The 21,832-nt window shown below is 34.9% G+C and carries 25 protein-coding genes; 8 read left to right on the top strand and 17 right to left on the bottom strand.

Annotated features, from left to right (window positions below):
* Position 1: 1 nt before the first annotated feature.
* The 6 genes from opp4A to ACQKP0_RS11640 all read right to left on the bottom strand — a co-directional run bounded on the left by opp4A (position 2) and on the right by ACQKP0_RS11640 (position 7,075).
* Positions 2–1,705 carry an oligopeptide ABC transporter substrate-binding protein gene (gene opp4A, locus ACQKP0_RS11665; RefSeq protein ID WP_427406018.1) on the bottom strand — a complete coding sequence of 568 codons (1,704 nt, stop codon included), beginning with the start codon at positions 1,703–1,705 and terminating at the stop codon, positions 2–4.
* Between the two features lie 18 nt (positions 1,706–1,723).
* Complete coding sequence (locus tag ACQKP0_RS11660; protein ID WP_427406017.1) at positions 1,724–2,737, bottom strand: ABC transporter ATP-binding protein; 1,014 nt, start codon at positions 2,735–2,737, stop codon at positions 1,724–1,726.
* A complete protein-coding gene (locus ACQKP0_RS11655; protein ID WP_427406016.1) occupies positions 2,737–3,762 on the bottom strand; it encodes an ABC transporter ATP-binding protein in 1,026 nt (341 codons plus the stop codon). The genes ACQKP0_RS11660 and ACQKP0_RS11655 overlap by 1 nt, the downstream gene beginning before the upstream one ends.
* A gap of 148 nt (positions 3,763–3,910) precedes the next feature.
* The gene (locus tag ACQKP0_RS11650) at positions 3,911–4,612 is read right to left on the bottom strand and encodes a DUF2268 domain-containing protein (protein WP_427406015.1); all 702 of its coding nucleotides are present in this window, start codon (positions 4,610–4,612) and stop codon (positions 3,911–3,913) included.
* 191 nt (positions 4,613–4,803) lie between these two features.
* Positions 4,804–6,042, bottom strand: coding sequence for a beta-ketoacyl-ACP synthase II (fabF, locus tag ACQKP0_RS11645; RefSeq protein ID WP_427406014.1), 1,239 nt, complete (start codon positions 6,040–6,042; stop codon positions 4,804–4,806).
* 94 nt (positions 6,043–6,136) lie between these two features.
* Positions 6,137–7,075 carry a beta-ketoacyl-ACP synthase III gene (locus ACQKP0_RS11640; RefSeq protein WP_427406013.1) on the bottom strand — a complete coding sequence of 313 codons (939 nt, stop codon included), beginning with the start codon at positions 7,073–7,075 and terminating at the stop codon, positions 6,137–6,139.
* A 556-nt stretch (positions 7,076–7,631) separates the two neighbouring features.
* Between ACQKP0_RS11640 and ACQKP0_RS11635 the strand changes: the two genes are divergently transcribed.
* Positions 7,632–8,000, top strand: a complete 369-nt coding sequence (locus ACQKP0_RS11635) for a hypothetical protein (RefSeq protein ID WP_427406012.1) — start codon at positions 7,632–7,634, stop codon at positions 7,998–8,000.
* A 43-nt stretch (positions 8,001–8,043) separates the two neighbouring features.
* Here the strand turns inward: ACQKP0_RS11635 and ACQKP0_RS11630 are convergent, their stop codons facing one another.
* The 4 genes from ACQKP0_RS11630 to ACQKP0_RS11615 form a co-directional block, all read right to left on the bottom strand.
* A complete protein-coding gene (locus tag ACQKP0_RS11630) occupies positions 8,044–8,229 on the bottom strand; it encodes a ComZ family protein (RefSeq protein ID WP_427406011.1) in 186 nt (61 codons plus the stop codon).
* A gap of 36 nt (positions 8,230–8,265) precedes the next feature.
* Positions 8,266–9,213 carry a BMP family ABC transporter substrate-binding protein gene (locus ACQKP0_RS11625; RefSeq protein WP_427406010.1) on the bottom strand — a complete coding sequence of 316 codons (948 nt, stop codon included), beginning with the start codon at positions 9,211–9,213 and terminating at the stop codon, positions 8,266–8,268.
* An 84-nt stretch (positions 9,214–9,297) separates the two neighbouring features.
* On the bottom strand, positions 9,298–10,098 hold the full coding sequence (locus ACQKP0_RS11620; RefSeq protein ID WP_427406009.1) for a hypothetical protein: 801 nt from the start codon (positions 10,096–10,098) through the stop codon (positions 9,298–9,300).
* 142 nt (positions 10,099–10,240) lie between these two features.
* The gene (locus ACQKP0_RS11615) at positions 10,241–10,957 is read right to left on the bottom strand and encodes a hydrolase (RefSeq protein ID WP_427406008.1); all 717 of its coding nucleotides are present in this window, start codon (positions 10,955–10,957) and stop codon (positions 10,241–10,243) included.
* 328 nt (positions 10,958–11,285) lie between these two features.
* On the opposite strand from ACQKP0_RS11615, the gene ACQKP0_RS11610 reads away from it, so the two are divergent.
* A complete protein-coding gene (locus ACQKP0_RS11610) occupies positions 11,286–11,468 on the top strand; it encodes a YjzD family protein (protein ID WP_427406007.1) in 183 nt (60 codons plus the stop codon).
* Between the two features lie 52 nt (positions 11,469–11,520).
* Here ACQKP0_RS11610 and clpB read toward each other — a convergent pair whose 3' ends face one another.
* The 4 genes from clpB to ACQKP0_RS11590 all read right to left on the bottom strand — a co-directional run bounded on the left by clpB (position 11,521) and on the right by ACQKP0_RS11590 (position 16,088).
* Complete coding sequence (clpB, locus tag ACQKP0_RS11605) at positions 11,521–14,118, bottom strand: ATP-dependent chaperone ClpB (RefSeq protein WP_427406006.1); 2,598 nt, start codon at positions 14,116–14,118, stop codon at positions 11,521–11,523.
* Between the two features lie 145 nt (positions 14,119–14,263).
* Positions 14,264–14,443 carry a YjzC family protein gene (locus ACQKP0_RS11600; RefSeq protein ID WP_427406005.1) on the bottom strand — a complete coding sequence of 60 codons (180 nt, stop codon included), beginning with the start codon at positions 14,441–14,443 and terminating at the stop codon, positions 14,264–14,266.
* 334 nt (positions 14,444–14,777) lie between these two features.
* Positions 14,778–15,089 (bottom strand): metal-sulfur cluster assembly factor, encoded by a 312-nt coding sequence (locus ACQKP0_RS11595; protein ID WP_427406004.1) that lies wholly within the window; start codon positions 15,087–15,089, stop codon positions 14,778–14,780.
* A 213-nt stretch (positions 15,090–15,302) separates the two neighbouring features.
* Positions 15,303–16,088 carry a prolyl oligopeptidase family serine peptidase gene (locus ACQKP0_RS11590; RefSeq protein ID WP_427406003.1) on the bottom strand — a complete coding sequence of 262 codons (786 nt, stop codon included), beginning with the start codon at positions 16,086–16,088 and terminating at the stop codon, positions 15,303–15,305.
* Between the two features lie 165 nt (positions 16,089–16,253).
* Between ACQKP0_RS11590 and ACQKP0_RS11585 the strand changes: the two genes are divergently transcribed.
* The 3 genes from ACQKP0_RS11585 to ACQKP0_RS11575 all read left to right on the top strand — a co-directional run bounded on the left by ACQKP0_RS11585 (position 16,254) and on the right by ACQKP0_RS11575 (position 17,537).
* Positions 16,254–17,075, top strand: a complete 822-nt coding sequence (locus ACQKP0_RS11585) for a Cof-type HAD-IIB family hydrolase (RefSeq protein ID WP_427406002.1) — start codon at positions 16,254–16,256, stop codon at positions 17,073–17,075.
* A gap of 112 nt (positions 17,076–17,187) precedes the next feature.
* Positions 17,188–17,343, top strand: coding sequence for a hypothetical protein (locus ACQKP0_RS11580; RefSeq protein WP_427406001.1), 156 nt, complete (start codon positions 17,188–17,190; stop codon positions 17,341–17,343).
* Complete coding sequence (locus ACQKP0_RS11575) at positions 17,343–17,537, top strand: DUF3813 domain-containing protein (RefSeq protein ID WP_427406000.1); 195 nt, start codon at positions 17,343–17,345, stop codon at positions 17,535–17,537. The genes ACQKP0_RS11580 and ACQKP0_RS11575 overlap by 1 nt, the downstream gene beginning before the upstream one ends.
* 16 nt (positions 17,538–17,553) lie before the next feature.
* Here ACQKP0_RS11575 and ACQKP0_RS11570 read toward each other — a convergent pair whose 3' ends face one another.
* Positions 17,554–18,024, bottom strand: a complete 471-nt coding sequence (locus ACQKP0_RS11570) for a BsuPI-related putative proteinase inhibitor (RefSeq protein WP_427405999.1) — start codon at positions 18,022–18,024, stop codon at positions 17,554–17,556.
* A 438-nt stretch (positions 18,025–18,462) separates the two neighbouring features.
* Positions 18,463–19,314, bottom strand: coding sequence for a YitT family protein (locus tag ACQKP0_RS11565; protein WP_427405998.1), 852 nt, complete (start codon positions 19,312–19,314; stop codon positions 18,463–18,465).
* A gap of 266 nt (positions 19,315–19,580) precedes the next feature.
* Between ACQKP0_RS11565 and ACQKP0_RS11560 the strand changes: the two genes are divergently transcribed.
* The 3 genes from ACQKP0_RS11560 (at position 19,581) to ACQKP0_RS11550 (ending at position 21,253) form a co-directional block, all read left to right on the top strand.
* Complete coding sequence (locus ACQKP0_RS11560) at positions 19,581–20,438, top strand: DegV family protein (RefSeq protein WP_427405997.1); 858 nt, start codon at positions 19,581–19,583, stop codon at positions 20,436–20,438.
* A gap of 57 nt (positions 20,439–20,495) precedes the next feature.
* Positions 20,496–20,627: a DUF3941 domain-containing protein gene (locus ACQKP0_RS11555; protein WP_427405996.1), complete on the top strand. Its 132-nt coding sequence runs from the start codon at positions 20,496–20,498 to the stop codon at positions 20,625–20,627.
* Positions 20,628–20,761: 134 nt separating this feature from the next.
* Entirely contained in the window at positions 20,762–21,253 is a 492-nt protein-coding gene (locus ACQKP0_RS11550) for a YajQ family cyclic di-GMP-binding protein (protein WP_427405995.1), read from the top strand.
* Between the two features lie 47 nt (positions 21,254–21,300).
* On the opposite strand, the gene ACQKP0_RS11545 is transcribed toward ACQKP0_RS11550, so the two are convergent.
* Positions 21,301–21,810, bottom strand: a complete 510-nt coding sequence (locus ACQKP0_RS11545; protein ID WP_427405994.1) for an N-acetyltransferase family protein — start codon at positions 21,808–21,810, stop codon at positions 21,301–21,303.
* Between the last annotated feature and the right edge of the window lie 22 nt (positions 21,811–21,832).

The raw sequence follows: 21,832 nt of genomic DNA, 5'->3' as shown, positions 1-21,832 counted from the left end.
ATTATTTACCGTCAACCCACCATAAATGAGAACTATTTGTTCCTAGCGGATTAAGTTCTACACCATGAACACGTTTGTTTAAAGCAATTGTTTGATCAAGTTCTGCGATCGGAATAACCGGTAATTCTTCATTGAATAATTTTTGCCATTCAACATAAAGTGCTTTACGCTTGTCTTGATCTGTACCTACCTTTGTAACATCGAGTGCATCATCAAGTAATTGGTCAGACTTTTCATTCACCCAACGAGCGTAGTTCCAAAGAGCATCAGATTTCCATAATCCTGATGGATCTGGATCAGAGCCTGTGCTCCATCCACCAAAGAATACTTCCATTGATTTGTCAGATTTTTCCAACTTATCGTAGTAAAGGTTAGCTTCCACCATTGATACTTTTGTTTTCAAGCCGACTTCTTCCCAATATTGTGCAATTTGTTTTGCACGAGCTTCGAAAGTTGGGTTTGCAGTTTTATAGTGACTGAAATTAATCTCGAATTTATTACCTTTTGGATCTTCACGGAATCCATCGCCATCTTTATCTTTATATCCTGCTTCGTCTAACATTTGCTTTGCTTTCTCAGGATCATATTTATAATCGGTTAATTCACTATTATCTGCAGCAATCCAGTGTGATGATGGAATAGGGCGGTTTACTGGATGTCCAAGTCCAAAGAAGAACGCATTATTCCACTCTTCACGATTCATCGCATATGCCATAGCTTGGCGAAGCTTTTTATCACTGTATTTGTCATAGTTTGCTACATTTTTCTTGCCATCCCAAGTTCCAAGTCTAAAACCAACATAGTAGTAGGAAACTCCAGGAGATTTTAGGATATTAACATTATCTAGCTTTTTAATTTCATCGTAGCTAACAGGTGAGAAGTCTGAGAAATCAACTGTTTGATTTTTCAATTCTCCAACCATTAAGCTTGGATCAATTACTTTAATAATGATTTTTTCAATATGTGGCTTACCTTGCCAATAATCTTCATTACGTACTAACTCAATTGATTCACCAGGCACGATTTTGTTGATTTTATAAGGGCCAGTACCAACAGGTGTTTGACGAACTTGTGTTGAAGCTGACATGTCCTTAACTTTTACACCTTCAAATTCTTTGCGAGAAAGAGGGTGTGACCAAAGATTTTCTAGATTGTTTACACGTGCTTTGTCAAATGTGATTTCGATATTGTAATCATCAATCTTTTTTAGACCAGTGATTTCCTTAGCTTTTCCATCATGGTAAGCAGCGGCACCCTCGATATCTTGTACGTTTGTATAACGTGGACCATCATAGTCTTTATCTGCAAGTGTTTGAATTGCGAAGATCCAGTCATCAACTGTTAGTTCTTCACCGTTTTGCCATTTTACGCCTTTTTTAAATGTAAATTTATAGACTTTGTTATCTTTTGTTTCCCAAGAAGCAATATTTGGAATAGGCTTCATTTTTTCATCATATGTAATTAAGTCATCATCAACAAACTGCAATATATTTGAATCAGATGCATTACCATAGAAGTTAAAGTTGAATTTTCCTTCAGGTGCAGTATCGACTGCATACACTAATGTTCCACCATCTTGCGGTCCTGAACCAGTTGATTTTCCTTTATCAGATCCACTTGATTTTTCTTTGCTGCCACATGCAGCTAAAAACATTGACATTACTAGCATAAGTGAAGCTAGTAACAAAATCGATTTTCTTTTCAAGATATTTTCCCCCATTTATTAGTTATATAGTATACAAGCTACTTGGTGTCCAGGTTTCACCTCCTTTAATGTCGGTTTAACCTTCGAGCATTCCTCTTTAGCAACTGGACATCTCGTATGGAACGGGCATCCTGTTGGAGGATTTGCTGGACTTGGTACATCCCCTTGTAAAACGATTCTTTCTTTTCGCTTACGAGGATCAGGTTCCGGAATTGCTGAAATTAATGCTTGTGTATAAGGATGTAATGGTTCTGCATATAAACTGTCTTTATCGGCTATTTCTACTAAATTACCAAGATACATGACTCCAATACGATCACTCATATGTTTTACTACACTTAAATCATGTGCAATAAATAAGAATGTTAAATCAAATTCTTCTTGTAGTTCTTTTAATAGATTCAGTACTTGGGATTGAACAGATACGTCTAAAGCAGATACAGGCTCGTCCGCAATGATTAACTTCGGTTTAAGAGCTAGTGCTCGAGCAATTCCAATCCTTTGTCTTTGTCCACCAGAAAACTCATGTGGATACTTAAAGTACGCATCTTCAGGTAAACCTACTCTTTTAAGAAGTTCTACTACTTCATCTTTTAAGTCTTTTAAACTTTGATTGGAGAAGTTCCTGATTGGTTCAGAAACAATATCGCCAACCATTTGTTTTGGATTAAGTGAGGCATAGGGATCTTGGAAGACCATTTGAAAGTCTCTTCTTGCTAATCGCAATTCCTTCCCACTTAAATTCGTGATATCTTTTCCATCAAACATAATCTTTCCGGAAGTTGGGCTCAATAGTCTTAATATCGTTCTACCTGTTGTTGATTTTCCACAACCGGACTCACCAACTAATCCAAGGGTTTCACCTTTAGCAATATTAAAACTTACATCGTCAACGGCCTTTACATTTCCAATAGTCCTTTTGAAAAATCCGCCTTTAATCGGATAATATGTTTTAAGATTGTGAATTTCTAATAGATTTTGAGACTTTTCCTTATTTTCTTGTACTTTATCTTTATTCATTGTTGTATTCATTAAACCATTGCCCCCTCTTTCGGTTTGCTCGTTTCATACAGCAAACAGGAAACCTCGTGGCCCGCTTCAACCTCAGCAAGACGAGGAGTGATTGTTTTACATTCATCCTTAGCCATCGGACAGCGATTTACAAAGCGGCAGCCTACCTGAGGCATTTTCTGAAGGGACGGAACAATACCTTCAATTGTGCTTAATGTTTCAACATCTTCATCCATTTTTGGAATGGCGTTCATTAATAATTTTGTATATGGATGTTTCGGATTATGGAATAGTGTATCAACATCTGTCTTTTCAACAATTCGTCCTGCATACATAACAATGACTTCGTCACACAATTCAGCAACTACCCCTAAATCATGAGTAATCATAATAATTGCCATATTATTCACTTCTTGAATTTCTTTTAATAAATCCAAGATCTGTGCTTGTACCGTTACATCTAAAGCTGTGGTCGGCTCATCGGCAATTAACAGTTTAGGCTGACAAGCTATCGCAATCGCAATCATGACACGTTGTCTCATCCCTCCTGATAGCTGATGAGGATATTCATCAACGATTTTTTCTGGACGGGATATTCCTACACTTTTCAATAATGCAATACTCTTATCGCGAGCTTCTTTTTTTGTAATATTCATATGATTGAAGAGTGTTTCCTGCAATTGATATCCGATTGTGAAAACTGGATTTAAGGATGTCATTGGTTCTTGGAAAATCATTGAAACATCTTTTCCACGAATTTTATTCATTTCCTTATCTGACATTTGTGCAATATTTTTCCCTTCAAATACAACTTCACCATTTCGTATGGATCCTATTCCTTTGGGTAGAAGCTTCATAATTGATAAGGACATAACGCTCTTTCCGCATCCAGATTCACCAACAACTCCAACTATTTGTTTTGGCTTAACCTGAAATGATACATTATCAACTGCGTTATACAATTTGCCCTCAATATCGAAGGCTGTTTCTAAATTTTTCACCTCTAGAATGGGTGATTGATTATTAATGTTTGCATCCGTACTCATAGCTACACCCCAAAACTTCTTTAATTATTCAGACAAATTACTATATTTAAATAGTATATTATAATAGTTGGAATAGAATTGCAATATTTTTTTGTTTGAAATATTACAATAGACCCAAAAAAATGAAAAAAACCCATATTTCACGGGTTTATTCGTTAAAAATATTACGAATGATTAAATTTTCAGAAGGAACAGAAAACATTTTATTAACGGAATAAATATTATTTTTATTATATTCGGAAATTATTTTATACCCTAAAGCATATCCGATCATGTTAGGCACTAACTTCCTTCCAAAAAGTAAATCATCATGCAAAGGATTCCTCTTTTTAATCGTTAATCTTGGTTTAAAATCATGTTCCCAATTTCTTTTGAGCACTTTTTCAGAATAAGCTCTCGTCCATGGAGCTATATACTTTTCTCCGCAGTATTGTTTAACTGCATACTCTGCCATCCCTTCTAAAATGACCGAATCGAGTAAAGTATAATCTAATGGATCATCTGTCATGTGAGACATCCTTGTTGCATGATTATATTCATGAATAAAGAGAGCTTCCCACTCTTTTAGATCTTCAATTGGTCCAAGAAATAGCATCATTTTATCTTTAAAAGTAACCCCGGATTTCCCCTTTGTTTGACGTATGAGGCTCCTATTATTTCCGTTAATCGGCAAAATATAGATATTCATTTCCGGACCGTTCCATAGTTTTTTGTAATTTTTATAATATTCATTTATTTCTTCCCATGCATTTAGTTCTTTTAACTTTTTGAAGATTTCCCTCGCTGTTTTTGATGGTCGATACATTCCGAAATATTGTAAATACTCATAATATGCTCGAGAATTTTTCAATCTGGGATTCATTTTTCTACATATTTCTTCTGGTTTATCAATATACTCCTCAAGCCAGCGATCCGTTCTAATTACCCCATTTGATGATCACCTCGCTTTCTTTACCTTTTACCAATCTATGTTAATAATGAATAATTGGTAGCATAAAAACAGCAAAAAGGACAGGTCATTCCCTGTCCTTTTACAAAAATCTATTGATATTTTTTAAATACAATTGTTGCATTATGGCCGCCAAATCCTAAGGAATTGCTAAGTGCAACGTTTACCTCTTGTGTTCTGGCACCATCTGCGACATAATCCAGATCACATTCTGGATCAGGTGTTTCAAGATTAATTGTTGGAGGCACAATGCCTTCTTTAATTGCTAATACAGAAAAGATTGCCTCTACTCCACCGGCTGCCCCTAATAAATGACCTGTCATTGATTTTGTTGAACTTATCGCAAGTTTATATGCATGTTCACCAAATACTTCTTTAACGGCCATGGTCTCATATTTGTCATTATATGGTGTACTCGTACCATGAGCATTAATATAATCAACTTCTTCAGGTTTAATATTTCCATCGTTGAGCGCAGCCTGCATTGCACGGACTCCACCTTCACCACCTGGTGCCGGAGCCGTAATATGGTGTGCATCTCCTGTTGCTCCATAGCCTACGATTTCAGCATAAATGGTAGCTCCACGTGCAAGAGCATGCTCAAGTTCTTCCAAAATAACGATACCTGCTCCTTCACCTATAACAAAACCGTCGCGATTTAAATCAAATGGGCGACTTGCTGTTTTAATATCAGGATTCGTTGTTAAAGCTGTATTTGCACAGAAGCCTGCAACAGACATTCTTGTAATTGGGGCTTCTGCACCCCCTGTGATCATAACATCAGCATCTCCGCGCTGGATAACTTTAAATGCGTCTCCAATCGAGTTTGTGCCAGTAGCACATGCGGTTACTGTACATGAATTGATTCCTTTGGCACCAAGAAAAATTGATACTTGTCCTGCTGCCATATCAGGGATCATCATTGGTACAAAAAATGGACTGACACGGCGATAGCCCCGCTGCTGGAATGTTTCAAATTGGTTTTCGAACGTCTCCATCCCGCCAATTCCTGAACCAATCCAAACACCAACACGGTTCGCATTCGTATCATCTATTATTAAATTTGCATTTTTAACAGCCATCATTGAAGCAGCAATGGCATAATGTGTAAAACGGTCCATCTTTCTTGCTTCTTTTTTCTCAATAAAGTTTTCAATATCAAAATCTTTTACTTCAGCTGCTACTTTTGCAGGGTAATCATCCGGATTCACTCTTGTTAAAGGACCTACACCTGACTTACCTGCTATAATATTCTTCCATGATGTCTCGGCATCGTTTCCTACTGGTGATACTGCTCCAATACCTGTAACTACAACACGTTTTTTATTCATTTCACCTATCTCCTTCCAAATCAAGAAGATTATTGATTTCTTTTATTTTCTTTATACATAATAACCTGAAATAAATATAAGTTCCAGTTTCAAACTATTTTCCCCATTTTAGCGCAATAGCTCCCCATGTTAGCCCGCCGCCAAAACCAACTAAGACAATGACATCATCATCTTTTAGTTTGCCTGCTTCATATTCTTCAACAAGTGAAATTGGAATGGAAGCAGATGAAGTATTTCCATATTTATGAACCGTTTTTGACATTTTTTCGATAGGGAGATCCAGTCTTTGTCTGGATGCTTCCATAATCCTGATATTTGCTTGATGAGGAATAAGGAAATTAACATCTTCCTTTTTCAATCCCGCTTTTTCAATTACATTGACGGAGGATTCTCCCATCTGTCTTACAGCAAATTTAAAAACTTCTCTACCATTCATAATAATATGCTTGTTTTCATCTTCATATAGATATTTACCACCAGATCCATCAGCCCCTAAATCAAACGCTAGTACTCCTCTTCCTTTTGAAACGGGACCCATTACTGCTGCGCCTGCACCATCACCAAATAATACTGCGGTATTCCTATCTTCCCAATTTGTGATTTTAGAAAGCTTTTCAACACCAACAATAAGCACATATTTATAAGCATTGGTTTCAATAAATTGTTTAGCAGTTACTACTCCATACATAAATCCTGAACAAGCTGCACTTATGTCCATTGCTGCTGCTTTTTTTGCACCTAAACGTTCTTGAATCATACAAGCTACTGATGGAAATGGTTGATCAGGTGTAACTGTAGCAACAAGAATTAAGTCTAGCTCTTCAGGAGAAATGTCAGCATCTTTAATTGCTTTTACAGCCGCTTCATATGCCATGTCAGATGTACCCATGTCCTTTTCAGCAATTCGACGTTCCTCAATTCCTGTACGTGTACGAATCCATTCATCTGATGTATCCATCATTTTTTCTAAATCAAAATTAGATAAAACCTTTTCAGGACTATACTTTCCCACTCCAATGATTCCTGCGTTCACCACGAACATCTCCTTTATAGAAGGCTGTTTTCATAAAAATTATTGCTATTACTTTTATGGATAAAATCCAAATATAGCTAGGTTTCATGGCATCTTTTCTAAATACATTCGTATTCATCTAACCTAATATGCTTTCTTTTACGATTTTCAGTTCAAAAACAAGAAAGTATTAGAAAAGAGCCTAATAGAAATATCCCAAAGTTATTTATATCTATTATTATGACCTGCTCCTAATAATTATATCAGCTTCAAATTTTTTTGTCACTAGTTAAGAAAAGCGCATGCGCCGCAGCTCTAGCGTACGGATGAGTGAAATTTGAAGTGCTAATTTCACCTTCGTAGTCTTCGACTGAGATAAAGGAGACACGGCGAGAGACGAGCCGATGCCCGCTTATCGGAGGGAGAAGACGGAGAAATCTCGTTAGCCGATAGGCGCTGGAGCTAGACATGTAAGAAATACGATCCTTTCTTATCTTTTCATGAAAACGTGACATTCGTCCATTCTTAATTAAAATAATTGCATAATTTGTATTGATGAATAGGAGGTGTGTGGAAAATGAGTGACGATATACAAATAGAAAATACTGAGGAAATTATGGATAATGAAGTAGAAAACAAAGCGGTCGAGACGAAAAAGACCGATAGCAATGATGATGTCACTGTTCATCCGTTTGATCGAATGTTTTTCGGTGGGCAGCGTAGGCGTCCTATACAGGAGAGGGAAAAAAAAGAGGATGAGGTGAATCAGCCATCAGAATTGGATTTACTATTCCCTGGTCTTTCAAATCACCCAGTATTAAAAGATATTAATTTAGATGAAATGATGAACCATTTCGAAAATTTGTTTGTTTCATTTAATGAATTAAAGCCTATGTTTCAAAAGGTGTCTCCTTTAATAACTAAGTATCTAAAAAAAGAGAAATAATAAAAAAAAGCTTCCATAATTATGGAAGCTTTTTTCTATTTTATTATTCATTCGATGCATCTTTTTTTCCTAAATCATATGCTTCGTTCATAACTTTCGTAAACAATTCCATAAAAGGTTGGAGTAATTCAAAAGAGATTTCCACACCAGCTTGATCAAGTTTTTCCTTTGCCTCAGGCAGATATTTCATTGCAATTTGCATAAATTCCATTGTTTTATCTTGATTCATTACGATTTCCTCCTACTATGCTCTGTTCTTTACATTTTATTTGGGTAATTTTCCTGTTTTTTCGTATTCTTCAACATAATGATCAATTTTGGTTCGAAATTCTTTATCAACTAAAGGACTATATTTCCCCATTTCAATCACACCATCTTGAAAATCAACAGAAAGATTCCCTGATTGAAGGGTACCATTTGCAAATTTTTTGGCAACAAGATCGTAAAGTTTGCTTACTAATTGTACTGTGCTTGTTAAAACTGTATTTTTCCCTAAATCCGATTGATCTGAAACAAACCCTATTGCATAAAGACCTTTTTCCTTCACTTTTTCAATTACCGGAACATTAAAACCATCACCTGCAGGATAGACAACATCTATACCTTCATCGATTAACTTTTGTAATAATATAATTGCCTTTTCTTGGTCATCCCAATTCTCTGTGTAAAGGATTTTCACATCTGTATTTAGGTTTTCGAATTTAGCACCTTCAACAAATCCCTTTATTTCTGGCTGCCAGCTATAAGCTCCTACAATTCCTATATTTTTATTTTTCGACATATGTGCTGCTGTCATTCCGCCAAAGAAACCCATAGCATGACCTTCAAATTTAATACTCGTTGTGTTTTTTTGTTTTGCATCACCATTAAAACTTACAAAATGAATAGTAGGATATTTTGTAGCAATTTTATTAAAGATATCTGAATATACATCACCATTACCGAAAATTAAATTGACGCCTTTTTGCTTAAGTTCTTTAATTGCATGGTCAACGGCCGATTCAGAATTCATTCCTTCTCTATAAAATACATCTACATCGAATTCATTTTGAATAAGTAATAGTCCCTTATATCCTTTAGTACCCCATACCTGATCATTAATCGTTTCTGGTACAAGAAGTCCAACCTTTTTAATATTACCTTTATCAGTACTGTTTGAGCAACTTGATAAAAGCAACAGAAGTACGAAAATAATTATGTATTTTTTTAACATCTCAAGCAACTCCTTTTTTCAAGCTGATACATAAGGAGACAATTTCTTTTTTATTTTACTCGTATCAAGAATTTATGCAAAGGGTTATTTCCTTATTCGATTACAATCAATTTGCTTTTTGAGACCTTCTTCATAAGACGTGTTTTCTTTTACATTAATTAGTTTTGTATAATTAAGTTGTCTTTGATTATCTTTATTTCGGAAAGGATCAGCATAATTTAAAAAGTGTATACACTTTTCCCATAAATCTTTTTTCTCGCTTTTTAATAGAATCTTTTCCTCATATAAGTCTTTATCTATATTTTGGAGGATGGTTTGAATAGCATCTTCAATATAAATAGCATCCTGACAATCATCTATATAATTTCTTACTCCCATTCTAGAGATTATTTGTTGAAATAAGAATGAATTTGGCTGCCAAGGACCGTATATTGTCGGTACATAAAATTCGAGAATTCTTGATCGGACTATATTAAAAATATCTGATATCATGTCATAATAAATTTTATCGCCCCTATTAGAAAAATTTAATAAAAATTGGCTTGGACTAATTAGTACTATCAGTTTAATATTTGATTTCAATTCATCATATATCTCCTTAAATCTTCCAATCCATCTATTTAAAAGTTTTTCATCTTTTTCAACAAATAAATCATATATTGGAACAAAGCAAATAGATGTTTGCTCGCACAATTCTATTTTTTCGTTCATTAATTGGTATGAAAGGTTTGCATTTCTCCCAATTTCAAGCCATTTATCCTCACATTCATTATTGATCATATCTTTATGCTCAACAGCAGTAACCTCAAATCCTTTTTCTAACAGACCTTTACATAATTCAAACCCTAGAAACTGTTGAGCAGTGAAAACTATTGCACGATCCATAAAAAATGCCTCCCTCCAATGCTCCTATACAGTAATCGTATGCATGAACTAAAACAAATATTTTGGAACCGTTTGAATCACAGATTCTTAGCATAAAGAAAAAGGCTTACCATGTTAGTTAGCCCTTTTAGCTATTCATTCTTTATAATTCTTTTTCTGTACTTCTTAAAAAGCGAATCATTTTTTCAGTAATATATAAACGATTTTCAAGGAGAATATAATAATTTTCTACAGGAAGGTTATTTTCTTTTCGAATTTGGAAAAGCTCATCGATGATTTGTTTTTGACTTTTATATCGATTTTGATCAATTACTTGAATTAGGCATAAAGGCTGCTTCATTTCTTCTAAAGGTCTTTTTGTTCCTAAATCTGGTACGTTATTATTAAATGCTATTTTTATTTCCTTCATTAGTTTTTTGTAGTAAAATTTTCTGTTTTTCTCCTGTTGTATATGACTATCTAGTGAAATGCATGGAGTAAAAAGAACTACGGAGCGGATATTTTCTTTCAAAAGAGGGATTAATTGTGCAGCTGTAAGTGATCCCATCCCCTCAGCGAAGATATGAATTTTTTTATTTAATATTTCCTTTCGCATAATTAGATGATAAAGATTATGGGAATGTTCAACTGATTGATGGTTCCCCCAATTTTTTTCATACAGATTGGAGTAATAGACTAAATATCCTGCTTTTGATAACTGATCAATCATTTTTGCTCGTCCTTTATTGTCAACCCAAAAACTTGTATTTTCATTTACATAATGCTGTTGATCACCGATGAAAAATATAGCAAACCCATTAGGTTTTTCTGGATAATGTATTCTACACCATTGTTGATCAAACAGAAATTTTTCCAACATTTTAATAAAACTCCTTGTATGGTGGCTTTAAAAAAAATTAAGATTTTTTACCACTTTTATTTGCCAATATAAAAACAATGCAGTATCGGTCATTATAATGTATGCAAGTCTTTTATCTTTAGAAAGGGTAAACGCCTATTTTTGACTGGAATTGTTTTTTCTTCGGTAATTAGTAATGTTTTCGTAATAATTATGCTATTTCGTACAAAATGCCCTTATATATTTTGTGAAATTTATTTATTATTTCGAATAGCTATGTTAAGATGGAACGGGAATATTAATTGTAAATAAAATTATTATATAGTTTTTATAAAATGGGGTGAATCGAATGAAATTTATTGCAACTCTTTTCTGGACCTTTATCCTTATTCAAGTTTTAGGATATGTAGCAAGCTCCATGACAAATACAGAATATAGTATTCAAACCATGTCAATTATCGGTGTAATAGCTACATTTTTGATTGCTGTTTTATCGGCAGTAATTCCAAAACCATCTACAGAAGCTCATTAATCGAAATGCGCTGGAGCTAGACAATAAAAATAACCTCGCTTAAATAGCGAGGTTATTTTTCTGTTTTTATTGTTAATTGATTATTCTCTAAGCTTAGGGTTACAGTTGTTTGTGGATGGATATTTCCGGAAATGATTTCTCTTGCTAGCTTTGTTTCAATATGATGCTGAATATAGCGTTTTAATGGTCGTGCACCATAAATAGGATCATAAGCCGCCTTGGCTACCCATTCCTTTGCATCCTCTGTCATATTTAAATGAATATACTGTTGATTTAATCTTGATTGTAATTGTTGAATCAATTTAGTGACAATGCCTTTTATATTCTCGATCGATAATGGTTTAAAAATAATAATATCATCCACTCTATTTAAAAACTCAGGTCTGAAAGAGGCTCTAAGCTGAGCCAATACCTTTTCCTTCGTTTCTTCTGCAATATCTTCTGATATATGCTCTCGTTCTAATAGATACCCAGAACCAATATTAGAAGTCATGATGATTACCGTATTCTTAAAGTCAACCATTCTTCCTTGTGAATCCGTTACCCGTCCATCATCTAGAATTTGGAGTAAAACATTGAATACCTCTGGATGGGCCTTTTCAATTTCGTCTAATAATATTACTGAGTAAGGTTTCCTCCGAACAGCTTCAGTTAATTGGCCTCCCTCTTCATAGCCTACATATCCCGGAGGGGCTCCAATTAATCTTGAAACCGTATGTTTTTCCATGTATTCTGACATGTCAATTCGAACCATTTGTTCTTCACTATCAAACAAAGTTTGGGCAAGGGCTTTGGCTAGTTCTGTTTTCCCCACTCCTGTTGGTCCGAGAAAGATAAAAGAGCCGATTGGACGATTAGGGTCTTTAATACCCGCTCGTGCTCTAAGGACGGCATCACTGACCAATCTTACTGCATCGTCCTGTCCAACTACGCGTTCGTGTAATATTTGCTCTAATCTTAATAATTTTTCACGTTCACCCTCGACTAGTTTTGTAACTGGTATGCCGGTCCAACGACCAACTATTTCTGCAATTTCTTCCTCGGTTACTTCTTCCCGCAATAATTTATTTTCACTATCTCCCTCTGACATAGTTGATTCTAAGTTTTTTAATTCCTTTTCTAATGCTGGAATTTTTCCATGTCTTAATTCTGCTGCTTTATTTAAATCATAATTATTCTCAGCTTCTTCTAACTTTCTTCTTAGCTTTTCTAATTGTTCCCGCTTTTCTTGAATATCTTGAAGCTCCTTTTTCTCTGCCTGCCATTTCGCTTTCATTTCATCGGCTTTTTCCTTCAAATCTGCTAAATCCTTCTGCAAAATATCTAAGCGTTCTTTGCTTGCTGCATCAGATTCTTTTTTTAATGCTGCCTCTTCGATTTCCAGCTGCATGACACGTCTTGTCACTTCGTCTAATTCGCTTGGCATTGAATCAATTTCTACACGGATCGTTGCACAAGCTTCATCTACTAAGTCTATTGCTTTATCTGGAAGAAAGCGGTCTGTGATATAGCGATTGGATAATGTTGCAGCTGCTACTAAGGCACGGTCATGAATATTTACACCATGATGGACTTCGAATCTTTCTTTTAATCCTCGCAAAATGGATATCGTATCTTCAACTGTTGGCTCCTGAACTAATACTTGCTGAAAACGGCGTTCAAGAGCAGGATCTTTTTCAATATACTTACGATGCTCGTCCAAGGTTGTTGCACCAATACAATGAAGTTCACCTCTTGCTAGCATTGGCTTAAGCATATTTCCTGCATCCATTGCCCCTTCTGTTTTTCCAGCACCCACGATCGTGTGAAGTTCATCAATAAATAAAAGGATTTGACCATTGCTTTTTTTAATTTCCTGCAATACAGCCTTTAATCTTTCTTCGAATTCGCCTCGAAATTTCGCTCCCGCAATTAGTGCTCCCATATCAAGAGCAAAAATTGTTTTATCTTTTAAACCTTCAGGGACGTCTTTTCTAACGATTCTTTGAGCTAAACCTTCCACAATCGCAGTTTTTCCTACTCCCGGTTCACCGTTTAAAACAGGATTATTTTTCGTTTTTCTAGATAAAATTCGAATAACGTTGCGAATTTCACTATCGCGTCCGATGACTGGATCAATTTTTCCTTCTTTAACAGCAGCGACAAGGTCACGGCCATATTTCTTTAAGGATTCATAGGTAGCTTCAGGGTTTTGTGTTGTCACGTGTTGATTCCCCCTTATATTCATTATTTCGCTTTTAAGCATTTCAGTAGTGATATTTTTCTTATGTAAGTATTCTACGATTTCATTCGAATGAAGTTTCATTAAGGCTAAGATAAGGTGCTCAACCGAAATATATTCATCATCTAATTTCTTAGTTTCCTTTTCTGCTTCAACAAATAATGAATTTAATTGAGCAGATATATACTGATTTTGATTACTTCCTGAAACTTGAGGTTTTTTCTTCAAGATTTCCTTGAAAAATCCCCTTAAGTCGGCTGTATTTACTCCTAGTCGATTATAAATGCTTGTTAGTAAGCTATCGGGTTTATCTAGCAGTGCTGACCAAAGATGGATGATATCAATTTCAGGATGACCATATTCTGCACATAATTGCTGAGCCGTGCCAAGAGCCTCTTGAACAGATAAAGTAAATTTTTGAATATCCAATGATCTCACCTCTAAAAAAATACTGTTATCCATATTCTATTCTAAAAGTAATTGTATTCAAACTAAAAAGGTATGTATTTTCCTTGGATTGATTCTTTATCCATAATTTTCTCCTATTTAAAAAAAACCATCCTGGGTGGATGGTTTATGGTTTCCTCTTATATGTCCAATGGCGGTCGTCGTTCGAAGATTCCGGAAAACGATCACCAGCTTTTAGCTTTATTTGCTTCGGATTCTTGACCATGCTTCCGGTCTCTCCTACTTCGATATATATTCCATTATTTGGAGCTTTATCTCCAGAACGAAAGCGATGACTTTGTCCCATTATTTTACCTCCTTCAATTGTCTAACTACAATGCAACCTTTACAGTTTTATTTTGTGTCGTTTACAGTAATTTTTTACTAGGAAAAAAATGAAAAAAAGAGAACAAAAATTGTTCTCTTTCGATTAGTTAATTATAAAATATTCGCATTGTGGGGAACTATATGAAGAGCGAGGTTTACGTCTAGCTCCAGCGTCTATCGGCTAGCGGATTTCTCCGTCTCTTCTCTACGATAAGTCAACCTCTGCTCGTGAACTGCCTCACCGTGTTTCCTTTATCTCAGTCGAAGACTACGAAATCCGTACGCCGATGATCAAGACGCTTACTCTTTTGTTCTTAATCAGATATTCCTAATGCAATTTTTGCATAACGAGACATACGGTCTTTTGACCAAGGCGGATTCCAGACGATGTTTACCTCTGTATCTTTTACTTCAGGCAGATCTTTTAAGGCTGATTGAACTTGATCAACAATCACACCTGCTAATGGACATCCCATAGCAGTCAAGGTCATTGTTACAGTCACTTTTCCTTCTTCATTCATATCTATATCATAAACAAGGCCCAAATTGACGATATCAATCCCCAATTCAGGATCAATCACTTGTTCAAGAGCACCAAAAATACTTTCTTTTAATTCCTCATCCATTCCACTCACTCCTTCATAACATATTATCACCATCATACCAAAAATCACTAAATTGTAAAAATATCAGCCATATAATAAAGTTCAATAAGGAGGACAAAAAGAGCCGAGAAGTTCAAGGAAGCGAAGCCTCCGAGCACCAGAGCGTATGCTTTTAATACGTGAGGAGCGGAGGAGCGAGCTGACGCTGAAATTCGACAGCTATTTTTCCCGGACTTATCGAACATCCTTATTAATTAACCATTTTTCAAACCATTCCACCGTCTTTAACAAACCTTCTCTTGAAACTTTATGTCCGGCCTTTTCATCTGTTAAGAAAAATAACTTGTCTGGGTTATCGGTGTACATATTTTTAAGCTTTTTATAAAAATTAAAGGTTGGCTCATAAGGTACCATTTGATCCCTTTTTCCATGCCAAAACATTAATGGACGATTTTTAAGCTTATGTGCATTTTTGCTTAAGTCATATGGCTCTAGGTCCTTATATTGAGCTTCAAGCTCATCATCTGTAAAGGGAATATTGACACCAGTACTTCTAAAATGGTTTATTTGGGCTTTCGCAAAATCAGCATAATGAGGACTCCCCATTAAACTTATGGCTGCTTTTATCCAATCATATTGAGTGAGTGCACCTAATGTAACAATGCCGCCCATTGATGTTCCCACAACACCAATATTCTTATCATCCACTTGCTCAGATTCAACAAAATGATTTTTTATGATATTGAGTTCATGTATCGTTTGAATAATAACGTTCCAAAAACGAAACATCCTATCAGATTGAGATAGGTTCTCTTCCCGCTCACCATGATAGTTTGCTTCTGGTAACACAACTCGAAATCCTTTTTCTGCTAACAAATAAGCATAGTGTAAATTATGTTCCTTTGCGGATTCAAATCCATGTACAAACATAATAAAAGGAGTTTTTGTACCCTTTAAATTTTCTTTTACAACATGTAAAACCGGGATTGACTGAACTACCTGATTTTCAATAATAACCACGTTTCCCACTCCTTCTAAGATGTTATCCTTCTAATTGGCTTTATTATTTAGTATATTTAAATTAGTTAACTATAGTTTAGCAAAATAACTTTCAATTTCCTAAAATTGAGGTTTTATAATTTTTTTTTTAAATCAAATAAATTCCATTTTAAAAGGAGACGAAAAATGACCAATCAACACTTAATCGCATTAGATTTGGATGGTACCCTTTTAACTGATAATAAAACGATTTCCGAAAGAACCTTAAAGACCATCAAAAAACTTCAACAAGAGGGTCACATCGTAATGATTTCAACTGGAAGGCCTTTCCGTTCCAGTGTTCAATATTATCATGAATTAGGTTTAAAAACACCTATTGTGAATTTTAATGGAGCTTTTGTGCATCATCCACTAGACTCTAATTGGGGATTATATCATAGCCCAATGGAATTAAAAGTAGCAAAAGAAATCGTTGAATCATGTAACCAATACAAAATCCATAATATTGTAGCTGAAGTATTAGATAGCGTTTACTTACACTATCATGATGAAAAACTTTTAGATATATTTAGCATGGGAAATCCGAAAGTGACAACAGGGAATATCGCAGATTTTTTAACAGATAATCCAACCTCAATGTTAATTCATGCAGATGAAAAAGATGTTCCTTACATCCGACACCATTTAAATGATGTTCATGCAGAAGTCATCGACCATCGCCGCTGGGGTGCTCCATGGCATATTATTGAAATAGTTAGATCTGGATTAAATAAAGCTGTCGGGATTCAGAAAGTCGCCAATTATTACAATATCGATCAAAAGAACATTATTGCCTTCGGAGATGAGGATAATGATATGGAAATGATTGAATATGCCGGAATTGGTGTAGCGATGGGAAATGGCATAAAACCATTAAAAGATATCGCTAATGAAATAACCTCTTCTAATATGGAAGATGGTGTCTCCGTATTTTTAGAGGACTTTTTTAATCTGAAACAGAAAATATAATTCCATTTTTTTCTCGTTTTTTTTGCTATTGTGTGTTTCATACTAAATAATGAAATAACGGGTTAAACCATTATTTCTTTTCACTAATAGCATAAAAAAGGCGGTGTTTCGTTTGGGTAAAAGAAACAAGTCTAAACGCTTTGTTCAACAAGGAAAAGACGCAGTGTCAAAACATGCTGAACGCTTTCCATTTCGGTCAACTATGGCTGAAGCCGAAGAACGACAGCTTGAATTCATGAAGGAATCCTCTTTAGGAGGAATCGAATAGTGGCGAACAGACTGTTTCAACAGGCGAGACAATTTGTAGAACGAGCAAAAGAAGCTTCTTCGAGTAATTGTGAGGAACGAGAAGAGGCAATAATGAAGGCGAAAAACGCCTTATCTTCCGCTTATGCTAATTCCACATTTGCCGAACAACAGCAATTACAAGAATTTCAAAATGAATTAGAGCAATTAAAATAGCTGCCTGCTTAGGCAGCTATTTTTTATCAGAAATCGTAAATTCTTCTGAAGTAACGAACCCTTTTGATGGTCGTTCTCCATTAATTTTTGTTGGTAGCAATTTTGCTTTTACCACAAAAGCACCTTCATTTAGCTTCTGTCCTTCAGATGTATAGTCCCAACTCGACTTCCATACTTTTTTATCACCTTTTTTAATGGTAATATACTGAAATGCTTGTAAAAAATATCTTCCTTTACTGAAACGATATACTTCTTTATTTTTCGTATCAAAAATAGAAAAATCGTAATATTGGCTAGTCGGAAATTCTAATGTTACATCTGAGTCGCTTAAATTTTTGACAATAAGTTCAATATCTAGTTGATTGGGCTTAGGTGTTAGATGGATATTCCATGATATCATTGATAAACCATCCCTTTCAGCCTCTGCAGGAATAGATGCCATGAACATGATGGGGAACATGACAAAAAACAAAATATACTTTTTCAAGGTGAACTCTCCTTTATTTTCATGGCTTTATTAAACAATTATGTTGTTTTAAATAAAACCCTGTATGGTATGCGTTCAGCTAGTTTTACTGCGTAAAGAAATCGCTTCACGCATACCATACAGGTGATTTTATCGACAATATCTATTAATAAGGCTGTTTTCGTAAAGTTTGTTGATTTTTTAGTGATATTTTATTAACAATCTGAGTTGATTGTAGCGGAGGACACTTGACTCCTGCGGGAAAAAGAGGGAAGTGGGAGACCCCACAGGCGGTAACGCCGAGGAGGGCTCCCATCCCTCCCCGCGGAAAGCAAGTGTCTGGAGCGGAAATCAACGGACTAAGTTTATAGTCTAAAAACAACAATTTATACGAAAAGAACCATTAATAAAGCCATTTTCATAAAAATCTCACCTTAGTATTAGTTTATATTTTACATCTTAATCCTTGCGAAAAGAACCAAAAATTGCAGTAGTTTGAACAATATTAGTAAATGCATTTGGATCGACTTCCCTGATAATATGCTCTAAATCATATAATTCATAGCGAGTAATTACAATTATTAACATCTGTCTCTCCTCATTTGTGAAAGCTCCCTTTACTGGAACCATCGTTATTCCCCGTACTAATTTTCGATGAATAGCCTTTTTTAGTTCATCCGAATTTTTTGTTATGATCATGGCAGTTAATTTTTGGTAGCGAGTATGTATCGCATCAATTACTCTTGTTGAGGCATACAATGCAAGTAAAGTGTACAATGCCTTATCCCATCCATATACTGCCCCAGCTGTAAAAATAATAACAGCATTGAGGATAAAATAATATATTCCTACTGGCTTATCTTTCATTCTTGATAAAACCATCGCAATGATATCCAGCCCGCCAGTGGAGGCTCCAAACTTTAATGTAATTCCTACACCTACTGCAGAAATCACTCCACCGAATATAGAATATAGAAGAATATCATCCGATGTTTTTTGGATTGGTATAATTTCTATTAGTACCGACATAAATATGACAGCAATAAAACTATATAAAGTAAAGGCCTTCCCTATTTTCTTCCACCCTAAAATTGCTACTGGAATATTAAATAAGAATAACAATAGCCCAGTAGACAAATTTAATGGTGTAAATTGAGTAATTATTTTTGATAATAACTGGGCTATTCCTGTAAAACCACTAGCATATACATTAGCTGGCTTTAAAAAAAAATTCATAGCAAATGCATTTAAAAGTGCTCCAATAAAGACAATTGCTAGTTTTTTTATATGTTCCCAAACGGAATCCCTCATAGTTGACCTCCTTATCTTATTATTGATTTACCCATTTCTATTAACTTCATACTGAAATGATTGTGATTTTTTCCTAATGTTTTTAAACAATACAGATATTTTTTGATAATTTTCTATAACCATTCAGCAAGTATACTCCGAATAAAAATCGATTCACATATACCTCACAGGTAAATTATCAACAATAACCATTAACAAAGCAGCTCCTAAAATGGTACACTAAATTTAAAACCAATTTCCTATAAATATTATTGGAGGTGAAACACATGAGTATTAAATTGTTTGCTGATAGCGCAAGCGATCTGCCACTTTCTTATTTTGAAGACAATCAGGTTTCATTGATTCCTCTTCGTGTATACATAGATGAAGCTGAATATGAAGATTTAAAAACGATTCATCCTAAACAAGTGTTTCAAGAAATTAGAGCTGGAAAAATGCCTAAAACATCGCAGCCATCTCCTCAAGATTTTCATGAAATATTTACAGAAATAGCTCGATCCAATCAATCAGGAATCTACATTGCTTTTTCTTCCGCATTATCCGGGACTTACCAAACTGCTGTAATGGTTCATGAACAAATTAAGGAGGAATATCCTGATTTTGATCTAACCATTATTGATACGAAGTGTGCTTCTGTTGGATTTGGCTTGGTTGTTAAAGCAGCTGCTGAATTACTACAAAAAGGGGCAACCAAAGAAGAGATTGTGCAAGATATTGAGTTCAGAAGTCAACATATGGAACACTTATTTACAGTGGAAGACCTTGATTTCTTAGCCAGGGGAGGACGACTTTCTAGAGCTTCAGCCTTTTTAGGCGGTTTATTAAATATCAAGCCACTCCTGCATGTAGAAGACGGTAAGCTAATACCTATTGAAAAAATTCGTGGAAAAAAGAAACTTCTAAAAAGAATTCTTGATGTTATGGAAGAGCGCGGTGTTGATTTAGAAAACCAACTGATTGGAATTAGTCATGGCGATGATGAAGCAGCTGCACTCGAATTGAAGTCATTAATTCAAGAAAGATTTGGAACAAAAGACTTTTATATTAATATGATTGGTTCTGCAGTTGGAGCACATGCTGGTCCAGGTACATTGGCGATATTCTTCTTAAATAAGAAGAAATAGATTTCATAATCTCCTATTCAAAGGGAATGATAAATTTTGAAAGGAGATAAAAGTTTTATGCCGCATACATCTGACAATGACAAAAAAGCCTTTGACAACAATGCATTAAGACATGAAAAAAATATGGAGAGAGAGAAAAACCGTAAAGCAGGTAAACATCAATATTCCAAAAAAACAGATCATCTTTAAAAACAAGGCCGGACAAGCCTTGTTTTTTTATGTATATACTTATATCTACCTCTAAAAAAATACATTGGTTGGACTTTCCATACTATTTTTGATATTTTTTAAGTATTAAACATTAAGTAATTGGGAGGGTCTCCATGGCAAAGGAAAGTTCTTTTGATATTGTTTCTAACGTAGATTTTTCCGAAGTAACAAATGCAATTAATCTTGCTACGAAGGAAATTCAAACTCGTTATGATTTTAAAGGCAGTAAAAGTGAAATTAGCCTTGATAAAGAGGAGCTAGTTCTCATTTCAGATGACGAATTTAAAATGAATCAATTAAAGGATGTACTTTTTAGTAAGTTAATAAAAAGAGGCGTCCCTGTTAAAAACCTTGATTATAGCAAATTGGAAGGGGCATCTGGTGGCACTGTCCGCCAGCGTGCTAAGCTTGTACAAGGCATTGACAAGGAAAACGCGAAAAAAATTAACACGATTATAAAAAATAGCGGTGTGAAGGTGAAAAGCCAAGTTCAAGATGATCAAATTCGTGTAACAGGAAAAAGCCGTGATGACCTGCAAAAGATCATTGCAGCGGTTCGTGAAGCTGATTTACCAATCGATGTACAGTTTGTGAATTATAGATAAGCTGAGATGTCAAAAACGAATGGGGGATGAATTCCCCATTCGTTTTTTTATTTTACAAACCTGGACATGATGATTTCATCTACATATGTTCCATCTTCAAATTTCACATGATTTTTTTTGCGGCCTTCTTCGATAAATCCTACTGATTGATATAAATAGATGGCCCGCTCATTATGAGCAAACACCTCAAGCATTATTTTTTCAATTTGAGGGTGATTTTCTGCCCATTTAATCATATACTCAAGCATTTTTCTCCCAATTCCTTTGTTCCAATAATCCTTTTGAATGCTGATTCCAAACATGCAATTATGACTAACCCTTTTTCTTTGTGAGCGTGAAGCATTAAGAAATCCAATAATTTCACCTTCATGTACTGCGGCTAGAAGTAAATTCCCTAATTTTTGTTGTTCTTCTATCCAAGTTCGCTCTTTTTCCAACGTTAATGTGAATTCTTCAGGAGTTGTTAATAAGAATGATGATTGTGTAAACACTAATTGAGTGTGAGAAAGTAATTTTTCTGCATCCTCTGCATTAATTTTTCGTATGATGAAATCCATAAATTATCTCCCCCTTTATCAT

It is taken from the genome of Heyndrickxia sp. NPDC080065, from assembly GCF_050281185.1.
Taxonomy (GTDB): Bacteria; Bacillota; Bacilli; order Bacillales; family Bacillaceae_C; genus Heyndrickxia.
The sequence above is the reverse complement of the archived record's forward strand: the minus strand, read 5'-3'. Positions and strand labels throughout refer to the sequence as shown.